16 protein-coding genes and 1 other RNA gene are annotated in these 16843 nt (G+C 64.3%); 8 read left to right on the top strand and 9 right to left on the bottom strand.

The window, feature by feature from the left end; genetic code table 11:
* Positions 1-472 precede the first annotated feature (472 nt).
* The 3 genes from IYX23_RS03590 (at position 473) to IYX23_RS03580 (ending at position 4975) form a co-directional block, all read left to right on the top strand.
* Positions 473-2758 (top strand): TonB-dependent receptor, encoded by a 2286-nt coding sequence (locus tag IYX23_RS03590; RefSeq protein WP_348643619.1) that lies wholly within the window; start codon positions 473-475, stop codon positions 2756-2758.
* Between the two features lie 153 nt (positions 2759-2911).
* Positions 2912-3934, top strand: coding sequence for a nicotinate-nucleotide--dimethylbenzimidazole phosphoribosyltransferase (gene cobT / locus IYX23_RS03585; RefSeq protein ID WP_196394006.1), 1023 nt, complete (start codon positions 2912-2914; stop codon positions 3932-3934).
* 84 nt (positions 3935-4018) lie between these two features.
* Positions 4019-4975, top strand: coding sequence for a LysM peptidoglycan-binding domain-containing protein (locus IYX23_RS03580; protein ID WP_196393810.1), 957 nt, complete (start codon positions 4019-4021; stop codon positions 4973-4975).
* 75 nt (positions 4976-5050) lie between these two features.
* Here IYX23_RS03580 and IYX23_RS03575 read toward each other — a convergent pair whose 3' ends face one another.
* From IYX23_RS03575 to mnmA, 5 genes are all read right to left on the bottom strand, one after another.
* Positions 5051-5431, bottom strand: coding sequence for a hypothetical protein (locus IYX23_RS03575; RefSeq protein WP_196393809.1), 381 nt, complete (start codon positions 5429-5431; stop codon positions 5051-5053).
* 152 nt (positions 5432-5583) lie between these two features.
* Positions 5584-6186 carry a 5-formyltetrahydrofolate cyclo-ligase gene (locus IYX23_RS03570; RefSeq protein WP_196393808.1) on the bottom strand — a complete coding sequence of 201 codons (603 nt, stop codon included), beginning with the start codon at positions 6184-6186 and terminating at the stop codon, positions 5584-5586.
* A 26-nt stretch (positions 6187-6212) separates the two neighbouring features.
* Positions 6213-6367: non-coding RNA, 6S RNA (gene ssrS, locus IYX23_RS03565), on the bottom strand.
* A 54-nt stretch (positions 6368-6421) separates the two neighbouring features.
* Positions 6422-7144: a class I SAM-dependent methyltransferase gene (locus tag IYX23_RS03560; RefSeq protein ID WP_196393807.1), complete on the bottom strand. Its 723-nt coding sequence runs from the start codon at positions 7142-7144 to the stop codon at positions 6422-6424.
* A complete protein-coding gene (gene mnmA / locus IYX23_RS03555) occupies positions 7141-8373 on the bottom strand; it encodes a tRNA 2-thiouridine(34) synthase MnmA (RefSeq protein ID WP_196393806.1) in 1233 nt (410 codons plus the stop codon). Before mnmA ends, IYX23_RS03560 begins: the two co-directional genes overlap by 4 nt.
* Positions 8374-8607: 234 nt before the next feature.
* Here mnmA and IYX23_RS03550 point away from each other — a divergent pair, with 234 nt between their 5' ends.
* Positions 8608-9540, top strand: coding sequence for a ribose-phosphate pyrophosphokinase (locus tag IYX23_RS03550; protein WP_196394005.1), 933 nt, complete (start codon positions 8608-8610; stop codon positions 9538-9540).
* A gap of 34 nt (positions 9541-9574) precedes the next feature.
* Here the strand turns inward: IYX23_RS03550 and IYX23_RS03545 are convergent, their stop codons facing one another.
* Positions 9575-10030: a hypothetical protein gene (locus IYX23_RS03545; protein WP_196393805.1), complete on the bottom strand. Its 456-nt coding sequence runs from the start codon at positions 10028-10030 to the stop codon at positions 9575-9577.
* A gap of 134 nt (positions 10031-10164) precedes the next feature.
* Here IYX23_RS03545 and IYX23_RS03540 point away from each other — a divergent pair, with 134 nt between their 5' ends.
* Complete coding sequence (locus IYX23_RS03540) at positions 10165-11109, top strand: helix-turn-helix domain-containing protein (RefSeq protein WP_196393804.1); 945 nt, start codon at positions 10165-10167, stop codon at positions 11107-11109.
* Positions 11110-11140: 31 nt separating this feature from the next.
* Here IYX23_RS03540 and IYX23_RS03535 read toward each other — a convergent pair whose 3' ends face one another.
* A complete protein-coding gene (locus IYX23_RS03535) occupies positions 11141-11653 on the bottom strand; it encodes a DUF1697 domain-containing protein (RefSeq protein ID WP_196393803.1) in 513 nt (170 codons plus the stop codon).
* 132 nt (positions 11654-11785) lie between these two features.
* Here IYX23_RS03535 and IYX23_RS03530 point away from each other — a divergent pair, with 132 nt between their 5' ends.
* Positions 11786-13294 (top strand): acyl-CoA synthetase, encoded by a 1509-nt coding sequence (locus IYX23_RS03530; RefSeq protein WP_196393802.1) that lies wholly within the window; start codon positions 11786-11788, stop codon positions 13292-13294.
* A gap of 89 nt (positions 13295-13383) precedes the next feature.
* Here the strand turns inward: IYX23_RS03530 and IYX23_RS03525 are convergent, their stop codons facing one another.
* Entirely contained in the window at positions 13384-13860 is a 477-nt protein-coding gene (locus IYX23_RS03525) for an integration host factor subunit alpha (protein WP_196393801.1), read from the bottom strand.
* A 560-nt stretch (positions 13861-14420) separates the two neighbouring features.
* Here IYX23_RS03525 and IYX23_RS03520 point away from each other — a divergent pair.
* The gene (locus tag IYX23_RS03520) at positions 14421-14786 is read left to right on the top strand and encodes a hypothetical protein (RefSeq protein WP_196393800.1); all 366 of its coding nucleotides are present in this window, start codon (positions 14421-14423) and stop codon (positions 14784-14786) included.
* 130 nt (positions 14787-14916) lie between these two features.
* On the opposite strand, the gene IYX23_RS03515 is transcribed toward IYX23_RS03520, so the two are convergent.
* Positions 14917-15300: an AprI/Inh family metalloprotease inhibitor gene (locus tag IYX23_RS03515; protein ID WP_246716446.1), complete on the bottom strand. Its 384-nt coding sequence runs from the start codon at positions 15298-15300 to the stop codon at positions 14917-14919.
* 176 nt (positions 15301-15476) lie between these two features.
* Here IYX23_RS03515 and hemN point away from each other — a divergent pair, with 176 nt between their 5' ends.
* Positions 15477-16823, top strand: coding sequence for an oxygen-independent coproporphyrinogen III oxidase (gene hemN, locus IYX23_RS03510; RefSeq protein WP_196393798.1), 1347 nt, complete (start codon positions 15477-15479; stop codon positions 16821-16823).
* The last annotated feature ends 20 nt before the right edge of the window (positions 16824-16843 follow it).

Raw genomic sequence — 16843 nt, 5'->3', positions numbered from 1 at the left:
GGCGGCGCCGGAAGCAGTCACCCGTGAGCATGGCCCAGGGTGAAGCATTAAACCTGAGTGACGGCGCATCGCGCTAAGCGCGCGTTCCCTCAAGACGAGCCGTGATGTTTCTGCATCACTGCGAGAAAAAGACGCATGAGAGAATTGCGCGCCATTTCATCGGCTTGCCGACGTGCAGTTTAGCGCGTACTCTCATGGACATTCCCCGCAGGGCGCTTTTATGCCGGGGATGGCGCGTTGGCGCTCGACGCGGCATGACCCTTCGCAGTGATGGCCCATGTTTGCTGCGGAGTCGGCGATGTCATTTCGCTTACCCTTGGTCTGCTTTCTGACGGCGATATTTGCAACGCCGCCTCCCTTCACCGTACTGGCGCAAACGGCGCTTCCGACAATCCAAGTCGGCGGGCGTCGGACCGCTCCAACAGTCCATTCGCATGCGCGCGCGCCGAAACCAGCAGCGCCCACTCAAACAGTGCGGCAGACGCCAATTCGGCGACCGTCGCACGCTTCGCCGGTCCTCGCTGCGATCAGTCGACCGTCGGCGGAGCCTTCCGGACCCCAGCCGCCGCCAATCACAGCCTCAAGCGAGAAGTTCTTCACCGGCAAGGAGGTCAACGCGCTTCCTTTCGCGCGCCCCGGCGACGCGCTGGAGATCGTGCCGGGACTCGTCGTCACGCAGCACAGCGGCGAAGGCAAGGCCAACCAGTATTTTCTGCGCGGCTTCAATCTCGACCACGGCACCGATCTGGCGCTCTATCTCGACGGCATGCCGCTGAACCTGCGCACGCATGGGCACGCCCAGGGCTACGCCGACAGCAATTTCCTGATTCCCGAACTCTTGTCTTACGTCCTCGCCCGCAAAGGGCCGTATGACGCTCAAGACGGCGACTTCTCGTCGGCGGGTTCGATCTACATGCAATACAAAGACACAATCGACAAAGGCTTCTTTCAGGTCACGGGCGGCAGCTTCGGCTACGCCAGGGCTCTCGCCGTCGCCCCCTATCGAGACGTCTCTGGCGGCTCCGCCTATGGCGCGGTCGAAGCGCAATATTACAACGGTCCCTGGGAGCGCGGCGACAATATGCGACGCCTCAACAGCGTGTTGCGCTGGTCGCGCGGCACGCAGGAAGACGGCGCCTCCGTGACCTTCATGGGCTACGCCAACAAATGGTACGGAACGGACCAAATTCCGCGTCGCGCGGTCAGCGCCGGGTTGCTTTCGCTGTGGGGCACGATGGACCCGACCGCCGGCGGCGCGACCTCGCGCTTCTCGCTCTCCTCGCGCTGGAGTCAGATTGAGGGTAATCACGCCACGCGCGTCGAAGGCTATGTCGTGCGCTCGACATTGGACCTCTACAGCAATTACACCTATTTCCTGGCGCATCAGAATTTGGGCGACCAGATCCGTCAGTTCGATTATCGCACCATCGTCGGCGTCAACGCACAGCATGCGATCAGATGGGCCGACGTGAATGGCGCGCCAGTTGAGACGCGCATCGGCTTTCAGGGCCGCTACGACGACATTCGTCTTGGATTGCAGGAGAGCGTCCGTCGGCAGCTCTATGACACGCTTAGCAACAATGCTGTCGGCGAAGGCAGCATAGGCGTCTGGACCGACACGGCGGTGCGCTGGACGCCCTGGCTGAAGACTGTCGCCGGCGCGCGCTTCGACTATTACAACGCGGCCGTAAGCTCGCGTCAGACGCTGCTGGATGCGCCGAAACTTGTGACGAGCGCCGGTCTGCCGGCGTTCCTTCTTGCGGGACCGTTCAACCAGGGCGTCAAGAACGCGGCGCTCTTCAGTCCAAAGGCGTCGATCATCATCGGCCCCTTCTACAAGACGGAATTCTACGCCAATTACGGCGAAGGCTTCCACTCGACCGACGCACGAGGCGCGGTGCTGCGAGTCTCCACATCCGAACTTGCGGACAATGACGGCTTCGTTCAGGCCGCGTCAATTCCGCTGCTGGTGAAATCACGCGGCGCCGAGATCGGCGCACGCACCAAATTCATCGAAGGGCTCGATTCCAGCATCAGCCTATTCTGGCTCAGTCTCGAATCGGAGAACCAGTTTGTCGGCGATAGCGGCACGACGATCTTCGGTCGCCCCAGTCGCAGATATGGCCTCGAACTCGCCAACAAATACGCCCCGAATTCCTGGATCAGATTTGACGGCGACGTGGCGCTTGTGCAGGCGCGCTACCGCGGCGTCGACGTTACGCAGACCTTGGCGTGGCTCGATTTGGTGACGCCTGACGCACTGCCTTGTGGGACATTCCTCGGCAATGCGCCCGGCAACTATCTGTCGAACGCGATAGCGGTGACGGCGATGGGCGGGTTGGAGCTTGGCGATACGACCGGATGGTTCGGGGCGCTGAAATATCGCTACTTCGGCGCCAGGGCGCTCACCGAGGACGGCTATTTCAATTCGCCGGCGACCGGCGCGTTGAACGCACGACTGGGCTATCGATGGGCGGATAGCTGGCGATTGCAGATCGACGCCTTCAATGTTTTCAACTCGCGCTCCGACCAGATCACATTTGCATTTGGCTCGCTTCTGCCGAGCGACCCTCTTTACGCGCAATGCGTCGCAGGCGTCGCTCCCGCCCAGGTTTGCGGCGTCGGCGTCATGGACCGCCATCTCAAGCCGCTCGAGCCCGCGGCTGTGCGCGCAACGCTGAACGGCCCGCTCAATTTCGACGGTTCGTTCGCCGGTCTGCCCGATCGCGCGGCTCTTTTCTCGCAGTCGCCGAACTGACGACCATTTCGAGGACGCGAAGCCGACGAAGCAATCCAGGAGACGCGAGATCTGGATTGCTTCGCGTCGCTCGCAATGACGGCGAATTGCTGCGCTGCGCCAGAATGACGCGAGCGCTCGCCAATGTCGCCGCGACCCGGTAAAGCCGGCGGCATGTCTCACGCCATCCAACCCTTCGAAGAAATCCGTATCCTGTTGGCGGCGCTGCCCGGCCCGGATCTGCACGCCGCTGAGGCGGTCCGCGCGCGCGACGGCCGGCTCACCAAACCGCCCGGCGCGCTCGGTCGTCTGGAAGAGATCGTCGAATGGCTCGCCGCCTGGCAGGGCAGGGCGGCGCCCGCGATCGAGCGCCCGCTCGTCGCGGTTTTTGCCGCCAATCACGGCGTCGTGGCGCAGGGCGTTTCGGCTTTCCCGGCGAGCGTCACGCAACAGATGGTGGCGAATTTTCTCACTGGCGGCGCGGCGATCAATCAGATCTGCAAGTCCTATGGCGTCGGCCTGAAGGTCTATGAGCTGGCGCTCGAACGGCCGACGGCCGACTTTACTGTGGCGCCGGCCATGGACGAGCGCGAAGCGGCGGCGACCTTCGCCTATGGGATGGAGGCGATCCAGGGCGATATCGATCTCCTTGCCCCAGGCGAGATGGGCATCGGCAATACGACGAGCGCGGCGGCGATCTATGCCGCGCTGTACGGCGGTCCGGCCTCGCGCTGGACCGGACGCGGCACGGGCGTCGACGACGCCGGGCTTTCGCGCAAGAACGCCGCGATCGACGCCGCGCTGACGCTGCATGCGCCGCATCTCGCCGATCCTTTGGAAATCCTGCGCCGGCTTGGCGGGCGGGAGATCGCGGCGATGATGGGCGCAATCGCCGCCGCGCGTCTCAACCGCATTCCCGTGGTGCTGGACGGCTATGTCGCCTGCGCCGCCGCGGCGCTGCTGCATGCGATCGCGTCCGAGTCGATCGCCCATTGCATGGCGGGCCATGTCTCGGCGGAGGGGGCGCATCGCGACATTCTGACGCGGCTTGGCAAGCGCCCGCTGCTCGATCTCGACATGCGGCTGGGCGAAGGCTCGGGCGCGGCGCTGGCCATCGGCCTGATCAAAGCGGCGCTTGCGTGTCACAGCGACATGGCCACCTTCGATAGCGCGGGCGTATCGGAAAAATCGGAATGATTCGCGGAGGGCGGCTTGCTCTCAAGAAACTGTCACATCCGCAGCGCATTGAATTCAAAACCGACCCCTGAGGAGCGCGGTGGCATGAACTCCAATCTTTCAACCGCCTACGCAGCCGTGATCTTGATGGCGGCGCTTGCGGCGGCGCTGCCCTTTCATCTCAGTCGAATCCTGGGTCCGCAGCGGCTGCTTCACGCGGCCTATGCCGCCGCCGCCCTGGGGCTGTTTTATCTACTGGGCGCGACCGCCTTCGGCTGGACGTTCGAGCGAGAAGGCGCGCTGCTCTGGATTTACCTCGCGTTTTTCCTTCTGGCGGCGGGCATTGCGGCGCGTCGGCGCATGACGTTCGGCGCGATCGGGCTGCCCTGGCTTTCGGCGCTGATCCAGCTCGGCGTCGTCGCTTACATGTTTGCGCCGGATTCGTTTCGAAAGCCGCCGGTGACGGCGGCGCTGTTCCTGTATTTCCTGTTCGAGGCGCTCGTCTGGCTGCGCGGCCGCGAGGCGCAGGAGCCGGCAGAGTCCCGGGAAGCGAGCTATCGCGCCCGGCCGCCACTGTTCCCGCCCCCGCGCCGTCGGGGATTCGCAGAAGCCTCACTGGCGGCTGCGGCGATCGCCATCGCCTTTCTGCTCGTCGCTGGGCCGCAAGCGGCGCATATCGGGCCGGAATCGGATACGGCGCAGCAGCAGGAGGCGCAGACCGAAGAGACCGCCGCGAGCGGCGAGACGGCGAGCAGCGAGGAGCCTGCTTCGGAGGCGAATCCGTCTGCGAGCAACGAACTGCCGAACACAGAGAGCCGAGAAAGCGCGCCGGCGGACGCTCCGCAAGCCGTCGGCCAAGCGCCTGTCGAGCCCTCGGCCACCGCGGCGAAGGACCCTGGCGTTTATACCGCGCGCGCGGGGGACACGTTTAAATCCATCGCCAGGCGGCTCTACGGCGCCACCAGCAAATGGCGCGCGATCGCCGAGCGCAATCCCGATCTGAAGTCGAAAAAGCTGCGCGCCGGTCAGCTCGTCAATCTGCCGTCAGCGCCGACGCGATGAGGTGAGGGAGATAGCGTGAATTCTCGGCGGCTCTTGTCGAACCGCCGAGACGCCTGTGATCGAGGCCGCGCCAAATCAGCACATGCAGAGCGCTTCAGACGCCTGATCGTTCCAGCGGTCGCCGACGTAACGGTAGCTTCTGTTTGAACGAAATCTCGAGCCGCCCTGATTGACGTGCTGCCATAATGTGAGCGTGCAGCCGTTCTTCACGCGGAACGACGAAACATGATCGTTCCACGACGGATTGTAGATCGTGCTTTCGCACCCGCCGCCGTGGCCGTTCGTCGTGCATCCGAGGCTTTCGCCGCGCACCATCTTCATCCGCTCAAGATTGTGAAGCGTGTAGCCGGAGCCGCCATAGTCTCGATGCTGGAAAATCCGGCAGGTCGCTTGCGCGCTGGCCGGAAAAAACAAGAGGGCCGCCGTAACGGCGGCCGCTGTAAAGCAAGACTTCATCTCAAACTCTCCGAAAAAGAAATTTAAATAGTCCGCATCTCCAGGTTAACGTGCCGCGTTCTGATTGGTTCCGCGCCCTAGATCAGGCTGCATTTGAGCGGCATCGCCCAAATGCAGATAAATTGATCGACTCCCAAAGTTTAGAGCGCGCTCTACGCGACGGCGGTTGCGAACCGCAGCGTCTCCTGCTCGGTCATGACGGCGTCGAGCCGCTGGTCATGCGGCTCGATCGGCACGACGTCGGCTTCCTGGCAGGAATAGGCGAGGCCGACGGCGACGACCGGCTTTTTGGCGCGAAGGGTAGAAAGCGTCGCGTCATAGATGCCGCCGCCATAGCCCAGCCGAAAACCGCGCCGATCAAAGGCGGCGAGCGGCGAAAATACAATATCGGGATCATATGCCGGCTTGTCGTCGGAGGGCTCGGACAGGCCGAACGGCCCTTTGACGAGGTCGTCGCCAGGCGCGAAGGCGCGAAAGACTAAGGGCTGACGCACCTTGTGCATGACCGGCAAGGTCACGCGGTAACCTTCGGCGGCGAGCGCATCGATGAGCGGGCGCGTGTTCAACTCGCTGCGGATCGGCCAATAGACGGAAACGACAGGCGGCGCGTTCAGTTTCGCATCGCGCGCAAAGCCGGCGACCAGCGCGACGCCCCGGCGCGCGACGGACGCGGCCGCCTCATGCGCTTCGTGCGGCGTGATGAGATCGCGGCGCGCCAGCGAGCGGCGCCGCAGCTCGGCTTTCAAATCGCTCATGCGAGAGCAATAACAGGGAAGGAGAGTGCGGGCCACAAGAGCCGTGGGACATCGATCCCGGGAACCTACAACGTAGGTGGGCGCCATATGACCAAGCCCACGAGCGAGGCCAGGGACAGCTCCCATAAGGATCGATAAGGCCCCGGGGAATAATAGTCCTGCACGCACCCCGCAGCGCCGCGTACTGAATGTAGCGCTACGTCGAGCGCGGCGCCAGTGGCGTCTGAGAGATTCGCTAGGCGAGCGCTAACTCCATTGGCTCGGACGTTTCGCGTTCTTTTCTCTCCGCAGGGAGGCGCGCGATCCGCGTCAGCGTAAACAGACCGAAGGGCTGAAGCGGGCGGCGCTCGACGAGCCTCATCTGCGGGTTCCGATCGATCCAGTCGCCGATGATCGACCAGGGAAATTGCGGACGCCAGCCGAGCTTCGGCGCCATATGGCGGTCGAGCCACGCCTCGAATAGCGCGATGGCGTCGTCCTTGCCGCTCACATGATTGACGAGCACGATCTCGCCGCCTGGCCGCAGCACGCGCGCGAGTTCGTCGAGCATTGCTTGCGGCTCCGGCACGACCGTCAGGACGTAAGGCGCCACGACGCAGCCGAAACTCGCGTCGGAGAACGCCATTCGCGTCGCATCCATTTTCACGAGGCCGGCGACATGGGAGAGACGCTCGCGACGCACGCGCTGCGCGGCGCGGCGCAGCATCGGCTCCGACAGATCGACGCCGACGACCTGCGCATTGGCCGAAAACATCGGCAGTTCGAGTCCCGTGCCGACGCCGACGTCGAGGACCGGTCCGGTCGTGTTGGACGCGGCCGCGGCGGCGGCGCGACGGCCTGGCTTCAACAAAATGTCGAACGTCAGATCATATATCGGCGCCCAGCGCGCATAGGCGGCCTCGACATTGCCGTTGTCCAGCGTTTCGACTTCGCGCAAAAAATTTCTTGCTTCGCTCATCGAGGCGACCTTCGCGCTTCTGCGGCGCGCAGAGGCGGCGCATGTGATGTCATCGGTATTGTTGCAGGCTCGATTGCGGCGATAAATCCGCCGCCGAGCACGCGCGCTTCGTTCTCGTCAGCGTCGTAGAACACGCAAGCCTGTCCCGGCGAAACGCCGAATTCGCTCGACGCGAAGACCACCAGAGCGCCGCCGTCCTCTCCCGCGATCAGCCGCGCGGGAACCGGCGGCCGCGTCGAGCGCACGCGCGCCATGATGTCGATGCCCTGAGGCGGCAGCGACGAGAGCGCCCCTTCGCCAATCCAGTTGACGTCGCGCAGCTTCACCGCGCGCGTCTCCAGCGCCTCGCGCGGCCCGACCACGACCTGAGCTTTCGCGGCGTCGAGGCGCAAAACGTAAAGCGGCTCCGCGTCGCGGCCCGCCACTTTAGCGCCTAATCCCAGGCCGCGGCGCTGCCCGATGGTGTAGTGGATGACGCCGGCGTGGCGCCCCAGCACACGGCCGTCGAGATGCACGATTTCTCCGGGCACCACCGAAGCGGGCGCGAGCTTTTCGACGATATCGGTGTAGCGCCCGGTCGGCACGAAGCAGATGTCCTGGCTGTCCGGCTTGTCGGCGACCTCGAGACCGAAGCGGCGGGCCATGTCGCGAACTTCGGCCTTGGCATAGTCGCCAAGCGGAAAGCGCAGCATCCGCAGCTGCTCGCGCGTTGTCGCGAACAGGAAATAGCTCTGGTCGCGCGCCGCATCCTTGGCGCGGTAGAGCGCTCGGCCGCCACGTCCGTCGTCGCGGGCCGAAATGTAATGGCCGGTCGCGAGCGCGTGCGCGCCAAGATCCTTCGCCGTCTCCATGAGATCAGCGAATTTGATGAACTGGTTGCAGGCGACGCAGGGCACGGGAGTCTCGCCGTTGGCGTAGCTCGCGGCGAATTCGTCGATCACCTTCTCGCGAAACTTGCTCTCGTAATCGAGAACGAAGTGCGGAATGCCGAGCCGCGCCGCAACATTTCGGGCGTCGTGGATGTCGCGCCCGGCGCAGCAGGCGCCCCTGCGGTGGGTGGCCTCGCCGTGGTCATAAAGCTGCATCGTGACGCCGACGACGTCATAGCCCTGCTCCTGCAGCAGAGCCGCGACGACGCTCGAGTCGACGCCGCCGGACATCGCGACGACGACGCGCGTCTCGCGCGGCGAGGCAGGCTGCGGCGCATGATCCGATACGCTATTCGTCATTTTCGGAAGCGACGCCTGTCTACTGCGGAAAAGTGGGACGAGATGGGTGAAGGCGCAAAAGCCCCCCGGCCCGCCGCGCATCGGTGAGGCCGCTGGCATCATTTAGAGCATTACCCGTCCAAGAGGCAATCCTGCCGAAATTTTTCGACATCCCGGCGTCATATTGTTCGCAGCCGCCATCGCTGCTATGACGCCGCGGCGTTTAAGGCGCGGGGATGGATTTATATGGCGGCGATGAAACTCCTGGCGGGCAACTCCAACAGGCCGCTGGCGGAGGCGATCGCCGCCCACCTGGGCGTTCAGCTCTGTCGCGCCCAGGTTCGCCGCTTCGCCGACCAGGAAATCTGGGTCGAAATCCTTGAGAATGTGCGCGGCCAGGACACGTTCGTGATCCAGTCCACCTCCGCGCCAGCCAACGACCACCTGATGGAGCTCCTGATCATGATCGACGCGCTGCGCCGCGCCTCAGCGCGTCGCATCACGGCGGTCATTCCCTATTTCGGCTACGCCCGCCAGGACCGCAAACAGGGGCCGCGCACGCCGATCTCGGCCAAGCTCGTCAGCAATCTGATCACGCGGGCGGGCGCGGACCGCGTTCTGACCGTGGATCTACACGCCGGCCAGGTTCAGGGCTTCTTTGACATTCCAACGGACAATCTCTTCGCCGCGCCAGTCATTGTGGCGGACATCAAGTCCCACCTTGAGCTCAAGAATGTCATGGTCGTGTCGCCGGACGTCGGCGGCGTGGTGCGCGCGCGGGCGCTGGCGAAGCGCATCGACGCGCCGCTCGCCATCGTCGACAAGCGCCGCGAGCGCGCCGGCGACTCCGAGGTCATGAACATCATTGGCGACGTCAGCGGCCACAACTGCATCCTGATCGACGATATCGTCGATTCGGGGGGAACGCTGTGCAACGCCGCCGAAGCCCTGCTCGCGGCGGGCGCCGGCTCCGTCTACGCCTTCATTACCCATGGCGTGCTGTCGGGCGCGGCGGCGGAGCGCATCGCCAACTCTAAGCTGAGGCAGCTTGTCGTCACCGACACGATCCGCGCGACGGCTGCGGTCGAAGCCGCTCCCAACATTCGCGTCATTCCGATCGGCCACCTGATCGGCGAGGCGATCGCCCGAACCGCCAGGGAAGAGAGCGTCTCCAGCCTGTTCGATTAGATATTCCGCCGAACTGCGTCGGATCTAATTGGGGTCATGAGGGTTTCGGACGGAAACTTATGCGCAGGACGGTGAGGCAGGCGCCGGCGAAACCGAAACTGGTCGTTACGATGCTCACCATGAGATAGAGCCTGAACAAATCCGGACCCCAGCCTTCGGCCGGCGGACCGTCGAGGATTGGAAAGGCCGCCTGCAAGACGAACAGGCTCGAATTGGTGAATGCGCCCACGACCATCGCCCAGCGCAAGGGCCGGGCGAAAGGAATGCGCGTTCCGTAGAAGCCGAGCAGGAGCGCGCTCATCAGCAGGAAGTCGATATGGGCCTGCAAGACGCGCGAGAATTTCCCAGGAAAGATCGCCGAGATGAACGGCGCCTCCATCTTGAGCGCCACCAGACACCAGGCCAGAACGAGCGCGACGAGCACCCACACGGCGGCGCCCCTTAGCAGAATAATGTTGTTTTCTTGGACCGATCGCGGGTTTTCCGGCATCACGACATCCTCGGTTCTTCTCGGCCGATCGCCGGAAGCTCGATACATGCCCCGTTCTGCAAGAAAGCGCTTGACCGGGACGGCTGATAAACTTGTCTGAAACGGCCGTCCGCTGCGGTTCCAGGGAGTTATCGATGACGAAGGCGCAGATCCTTTCGACCGAGCACGCGCCGCCGAATAGGCGACGGGATTGGCTATGCGAGGTGATCGGACGCGAATACGCCCGCGTCGACGTGCGTCCTCTTCCGGCGCAACGGCTGTTCAACGAAATGACAATCTATGGGGGGAAGGGTGTTCGGCTTTCTTCGATCCGCTCAAACGCCATTTCGATAGAAAAGCCCAAGCGGCCGTCGCTCCCCGACAGCCATGATGTTTATCTCGCCGCCGTACTGCTTTCAGGCGAATATTTTCTGGAGCAGGACGGACGCCAAGTCTCGTTGAAGCCCGGCGAGATGACAGTTTACGATGCGACGCGGCCGCATAAGATTCACTGCCCGGGAAAATTCTCCAAGCTGATTGTCTCGCTGCCGCGCGCGACGACGCGCGCGTTCTCGCCCGAGGTCGACCGCTGCGCGGCGTTGCGCGTCGCTGGCGCCGCGGGAGTCGGCGCGATGGCCGTGTCTTACATTCGGTCCTTCGCCGCCCATGCGGGCGAGTTGACCGGGGAATCCTTCGATGCGATGGCCAGTCACTGCGCCGATCTGATCGCCTTGTCGCTCTTAGAGCCCAGCGAACATCACCGGATAGACCGAGGGCGGCAGGCCACGCTGCGGCGGGTGAAGCGGTTCATCGAGAGCCGCCTCGGCGATCCGCGGCTCGATCCGGCGATGGCGGCGCAGCGGCTGGGCCTCTCGTCGCGCTATCTCAATTCGCTGTTCGAAGTCGAGGGGCTCTCGCTGATGCGCTATGTGTGGGCCAGGCGTCTTGAGAATTGTCGCCGCGACCTCTGCGCCGACCCTTGTGCGCCGATCGGCGAACTCGCCTACCGCTGGGGGTTCAACGATCTCTCCCATTTCAGCCGCGCGTTCCGTCGGCGGTTCGGACAGTCCGCCAGCGAGATGCGTGCAGGCAGCAAATAGTCCCGCCTTGCCTGGGCGTCGGCGCGCATTCTCAAATTTTGCGCGCCATGTCGACGAGTTTTGCGATCGTGCGCATATTTCGCGCCGTGCCATGCATGGCAGCCGGAATTTCGAGTTTCGAGCGCCCCATCCCTGCGCCATAGTGAACGTAAATCTCGCGTGATCCCAAATGCATTTCCTCGTCCGCTTTGCCTTTGGCGCGATCCAATGCGTCGGGCGGCGGCGGGGCGTCGAGGAAAATCGCCACGGTGAAATTGGCCGGCTTTTCCGGGAAGGGATTTTGGTTGAGAACCGCCTGCATTTCATCGGCGGTGCGCACAAAAACCGCGACGGGCTTTCCGGCATAGGCGAGCAGTCTCGCCTCCAGTTCCGACTTTATCCTTTTTGGAGAGGCTTTGCTTTCAAAGACGACGTTTCCGCTCGCGATATAAGTTTGGACATGATCGAAACCAGCGTCGACGCATATCGCCTTGAGTTCGGTCATGGCGAGTTTGCCGGTTCCCCCGACATTCACGGCGCGTAACAGCGCGACATAGCTGGTCATGCCAAAGCCGTGCATCTCGTCCTGGCGCGCGTCAATCTCAAATCGATACGATGTCGCCGCTCCGAATGACGGCGCTCTTGCCCAAGCTGGCGTCGAATGCCAGAACGCGATGTGACTGCGAAGATTTCTCTCATGCTCGACCCCGTTCCGGCCCACTTCAATCTCGCGCGCTATTGCCTCGCCGCCAATGCGCGGCTGCGGCCCGACGCCACGGCGCTCACGGTCGTTGGCGACGCAGGCGCGCAGCGCTGGACCCACGCGGAGCTCGATCTGAAAGTGCGGCGACTGGCCGCAGGTTTGCGGTCGCTCGGCTTTCCGGCCGGCGCGCGAATCATGATCCGTATGGGCAATGAGGCCAATGCCGCGCTCGCCTATTTCGCGGCGATCGCCGCCGGCTATGTGGCGCTGCTCGCGTCGTCTCAGCTCACCTTCGAAGAAGCTGAGTTCATGGCGCGCGATTGCGGCGCGTCCGCGCTGGCGTTGGGCGCATCCTTCGAGAATGAGGCGCATAGCGGTGACATCTGCGTCCTGCGCGGCGCCGATCTGGCGCGGCTCGCCGAGAGCGCGCCCCTTCCGGACTATGTCGACACCGCCGCCGACGATCCCGCTTATCTCGTTTACACCTCCGGCACGACGAGCCGGCCGAAAGGCGTATTGCATGCGCATCGCGCCGCTTGGGGCCGGCGGCCGATGCGGGAGCATTGGACGGGGCTTGGTCCCGGCGACGTGATGTTGCACGCCGGCGCCATTAATTGGACCTATACGCTTGGCGTTGGCGTCGTCGATCCGCTGTCTGCCGGGGCCAGCGCGGTGCTCTACAACGGGCATCCGGATCCTGCCGCCTGGCCGCGTCTCATCGAAACCTATCGCGCGACGATCTTCGCCGCCGTGCCCGGCGTCTTTCGGCAGATCCTCAAATATGGCGCGCTGGAGAGCGCCAATCTATCGAGCCTGCGCCACGCGCTCTCGGCGGGCGCGGCGCTGCCGTCGAGCCTGCTCGCCGATTGGCGCGCCCGTACGGGAAAGGAGATTTTTGAAGCCTTCGGCATGAGCGAGATCTCGACCTTCATCTCCAGCGGGCCGACCGCGCCGGTGCGCTCGGATTCGCCCGGCAGGCCGCAGCCGGGGAGGGTGGTGGCGGCGCTGCCGCAAGAGGGCGGCGAGACTCCGCTTCCACAGGGGGAAACCGGCCTCTTGGCCGTGCGCCGGGACGATCCGGGAATGATGCTCGGCTATTGGAACCGTGAAGACGAGGAGCGCGAGGCGTTTCGCGGCAAGTGGTTCGTCTCCGGCGATCTCGTCGAATTCGACGCCGACGGCTACATGTGGCGCCACGGCCGCGTCGACGAAGTCATGAATGCGGGAGGATACCGGGTCTCGCCGGCGGAAGTCGAGAAAAGGCTGCTTGAGATCAACGGCGTCGTCGACGCGGCGGCGGCGGAACGGGCGGGGCGCGACGCAACCGCGACGATCATCAAGGCCTATGTCGTGACGCGAGACGGCGCGGCGCGGGACGAGACCGCCATCCTAGACTACTGCCGCGCGCATCTCGCCGCCTACAAATGTCCGCGCGCGGTCATGTTTCTTGACGCGCTGCCACGCAACGCCAACGGCAAACTCAATCGCGCGGCCCTGCCTTAAATAGAGAGGGCCCGAAGGTTCGCCGGGGCGTGCGGCGAACGATCGGGCCCCTGATCCGCTCACAGGGAGGAGCGCGGACTACCGAGATTTCATGGGGCGCAGATTCTCACGACTTCGGCCCCGCCGTTCTGCCGCGCGAGGCGGCCACGCGCGCGCTTCTTGACCTTCACCAAAGGAATCTCGCCGTTGATGGCCGCCTTCATATTGGGCGACGCCTTGAACGTGATGACTCGACGCGCTTCGATCGGCACGGGCGCGCCGGTGCGCGGATTGCGGCCCGCGCGCTCGCGTTTCGTGCGCACGATGAATGAGCCGAAGTCGTGCAGCTTGAGCGACTCGCCGGACGCCAGAGTCGCCGCCATTTCCTCGATCACCAGATCGGTCAGGCGCTTGGCTTCGCGGCGGGACATGCCTTCAAGCCGGCGATGGATCGCCAGCGCAATGTCCTCGCGCGTGAGCGTGCCGCGCGCGCCGTCTTCATGCGACGCCAAATCATGTTCGACTTCCTCGCCATTGGCGCGCACGACGAAGGGCTTCAGCATCTCTTTTGGATTCGCGATCGACATCAGCGCTCTAATCCCCAGTTTTGGGCCTGAAGCGGGGGTTGCCTTTCCGCTTGGCCGACCGATTGCGCTCAACTTGCGTCGGAACCTGATTGCTCAGCAGTGCGGCAGGTCACATTGCCGAATGACTGTCTTTTCAATGCCGCATCTAATGGCATCGACAAGTAGCCGCCGCACGTTCCAATTTGACGCAACTTGGCGCAATATCTCGTTATTCTGCAGATTGCGTGCTAACGGGCGGCGCTTGAGCCGTTCCTTCGCTGGACGCTGGACGCACAGCGATTTCATGGACAACTGGATGTGGGCGGCGGGGATGAGACGCCGAAAAGTGTGCCTTTTTGAAACGGCGCAGTCGCGAAAAAGATCAGCCTGGACGAAATTGATACGCTTTGGCGTCGCGCCCCAGACGCCTACAGAGTTTCGGCAGCCCCGCCGCAAAGCTGACTGCCGAATGAACGGCGCGGCCATCTCCGGTTCAGCTGGCGTGCGCCAGAGTGCAGGTATGGGCAGGCGATTTTGACGAAAGTTCTCCCCGCGCCTGCTCTTCTTTGATCGGAGCCAAGATGCCGCGCCAGCCTTTCGTCCTCGCTGTCCTCCTGGCGCTCGCAGCTACCCCGGTCGTCGCGCAAGATCTGGGCGACGACTCCTCTGAACGCCATGCTCCCTATCAAGGCGGAGGCTTTGGTCATGGCCCGGGTCAAAGCGAGAGCTTTGGTGATGGCCGCAACCAAAGCGAGAGCTTTGGTCATGGCTACGATCCCTATGATGACGGGCGAGAAGCGTGGTTTGCGCCGGAGCCCTATCGCGGCTCCTGGGCAGACCACGCCGACGCCTATTACGGCTATGGAGAGTGCCATTTTCTCCGGAAGCCGGTTCTTGGACCGTGGGGCGAGATCGTCGACTATCGCCGGGTACGAGTTTGCGATTAGCCGGCGGCCGCGCCACACGATCCGTCGCCGGCACCCCGCCCCTCTCGCGCGGCGACGGCGGAGAGCCTCCCGGAGAAATCCGGGAGGCTTCTTTCGCAGAAGTCTTTCGCTGACGAAGAGCTAAGGCTCGCTAGAGGGGGCGCAGGCCGAGCGCCTTGCCTTCGCTGGCGTCGCGCCGCCAAACGCCGTCGGCGCCCTTCTCAAAATGCGCCTTGTGGCCCTTGCGGGCGGTGAGCACGAGACGCCCCCGGTCGAGCCCCCAGCCGACCGGATCAAAAATCACAACGCCATTGTCCCGGCAGGCCGGCGCAAGCTGCGCCTTCAGGCCGGCGCGGCCGCGCGTGCGCGCGTCGAGCGTCAGCATGCAGCCCGTGTCCTTGTCTCCCTCGCGGAGGATCGAGTAGCGGCCAGAGGCCTCCGTGGAACCGGCGGAATAGGCGAGCGACGCCGAAACGCTTGCGGCGGCGAAAAAACAGAACCCCAGCCGTTGCGGTCGTCCGAAAAATCTCGCCATTTGCGCCATGCTCCCGCCCCCGTGAAATTGCCTCACTTTGCCTTTTTCCCTGCCCGCATCCAAGCCGATTCGCAAACGCGCCCGCGTCAAAGTGCGGCAGTCATGGCTTTTGCGCGCCAGGCCGAGGCGCGCTATCAATTTGAGCGGCGCCGCGCGGCGGCGAGGGAGTCAGTAGGATGGACCCAGCGTCCCTGGCCTTGGCCGAAAGATCTGCGCCGCGCTACACGAGCTATCCCACGGCGCCTCATTTCTCCGAGTCGATCGGCGACGCCGACGCGCGCGCCTGGCTCGCGAACCTCGATCCTTCCGCGTCGCTCTCGCTCTACTTCCACGTTCCGTTTTGCACCGCCATCTGCGCCTACTGCGGCTGTCACACGAAAGCGGTGCGCCAGGATGCGCCGCTTCAGTCCTATGCGCAGACGCTAAAGACCGAAATCGCGCTCATCTCAGAAGCGACGCCTGCGCGCCGCGTCGCGAGCATCCATTGGGGCGGCGGCACCCCGGGCATTCTAGGCCCTTCGCGGTTCAGTGCGATCATTGCCGTTCTGCGCGATCATTTCGACCTTTCCGCCGAAACTGAACACGCGATCGAACTTGATCCGCGCATTCTCGACGCCGATCTCGTCGAGGCGCTTGCCGCCGCCGGAGTTACGCGGGCGTCGCTCGGCGTGCAGGATTTGAACGCGCATGTGCAGGAGGCGTCCGGCCGCGTGCAGCCCTATGAGACGGTGGCGCAGGCCGTGGAATTGCTGCGCGAGGCTGGGATCACGGCGATCAACATGGATCTGATGTATGGCCTGCCAAAGCAGACCGTCGAAGACGCCGCGCGCACCGCCTCGCTCGCGGCGTCCCTCGCGCCGCAGAGGCTCGCGGTTTTCGGCTATGCGCATGTGCCCTGGTTCAAGTCGCACCAGAAGCTGATCGACTCCGCGGCGCTGCCGGGCGCCGCCGAGCGTCTGGCGCAGGCGGCGGCGGTGCGCGCGACGCTCGAAGACGCTGGATTTGAGGCGATCGGACTCGACCATTTTGCGCGTCCCGAGGACCCGCTGGCGATCGCCGCGCGCGAAAGGCGCATGCGCCGCAATTTCCAAGGCTACACGACCGACGCCGCCGACGCGCTGCTGCCGTTTGGCGTTTCGTCCATCGGGCGTCTTCCGGAGGGCTATGTCGGGAACGCCACCGATCTCGCCGGATGGCGACGCGCGATCGAGTCGGGACGTTTTGCAACCACGCGCGGCGTCGCGTTCACGCGCGAGGATATCGCCCGCGCCGATCTGATCGAACGCCTCATGTGCGATTTCGATGTTGACTACGGCGCGGTGGCTGCGCGCCACGGCTATGCGGAAGACGCCTTCGACGCGGCGCAGGCGTCGCTCGACGCACTCGCGGACGACGGCGTCATCGACCTGCAGGGCAGGCGACTCGCCATGACCGAACGCGGAAAGCCCTTCGTTCGCCTTGTCGCAGCCGCCTTTGACGCCTACCTGCAGTCTGCGCCGGCCCGCCATTCCTCGGCGGTGTGAGCGCGATTCGGCAAGGAGGC

The sequence above is a fragment of the Methylocystis sp. L43 genome (assembly GCF_015709525.1).
In the GTDB taxonomy this organism is placed as follows: domain Bacteria; phylum Pseudomonadota; class Alphaproteobacteria; order Rhizobiales; family Beijerinckiaceae; genus Methylocystis.
The sequence above is the reverse complement of the archived record's forward strand: the minus strand, read 5'-3'. Positions and strand labels throughout refer to the sequence as shown.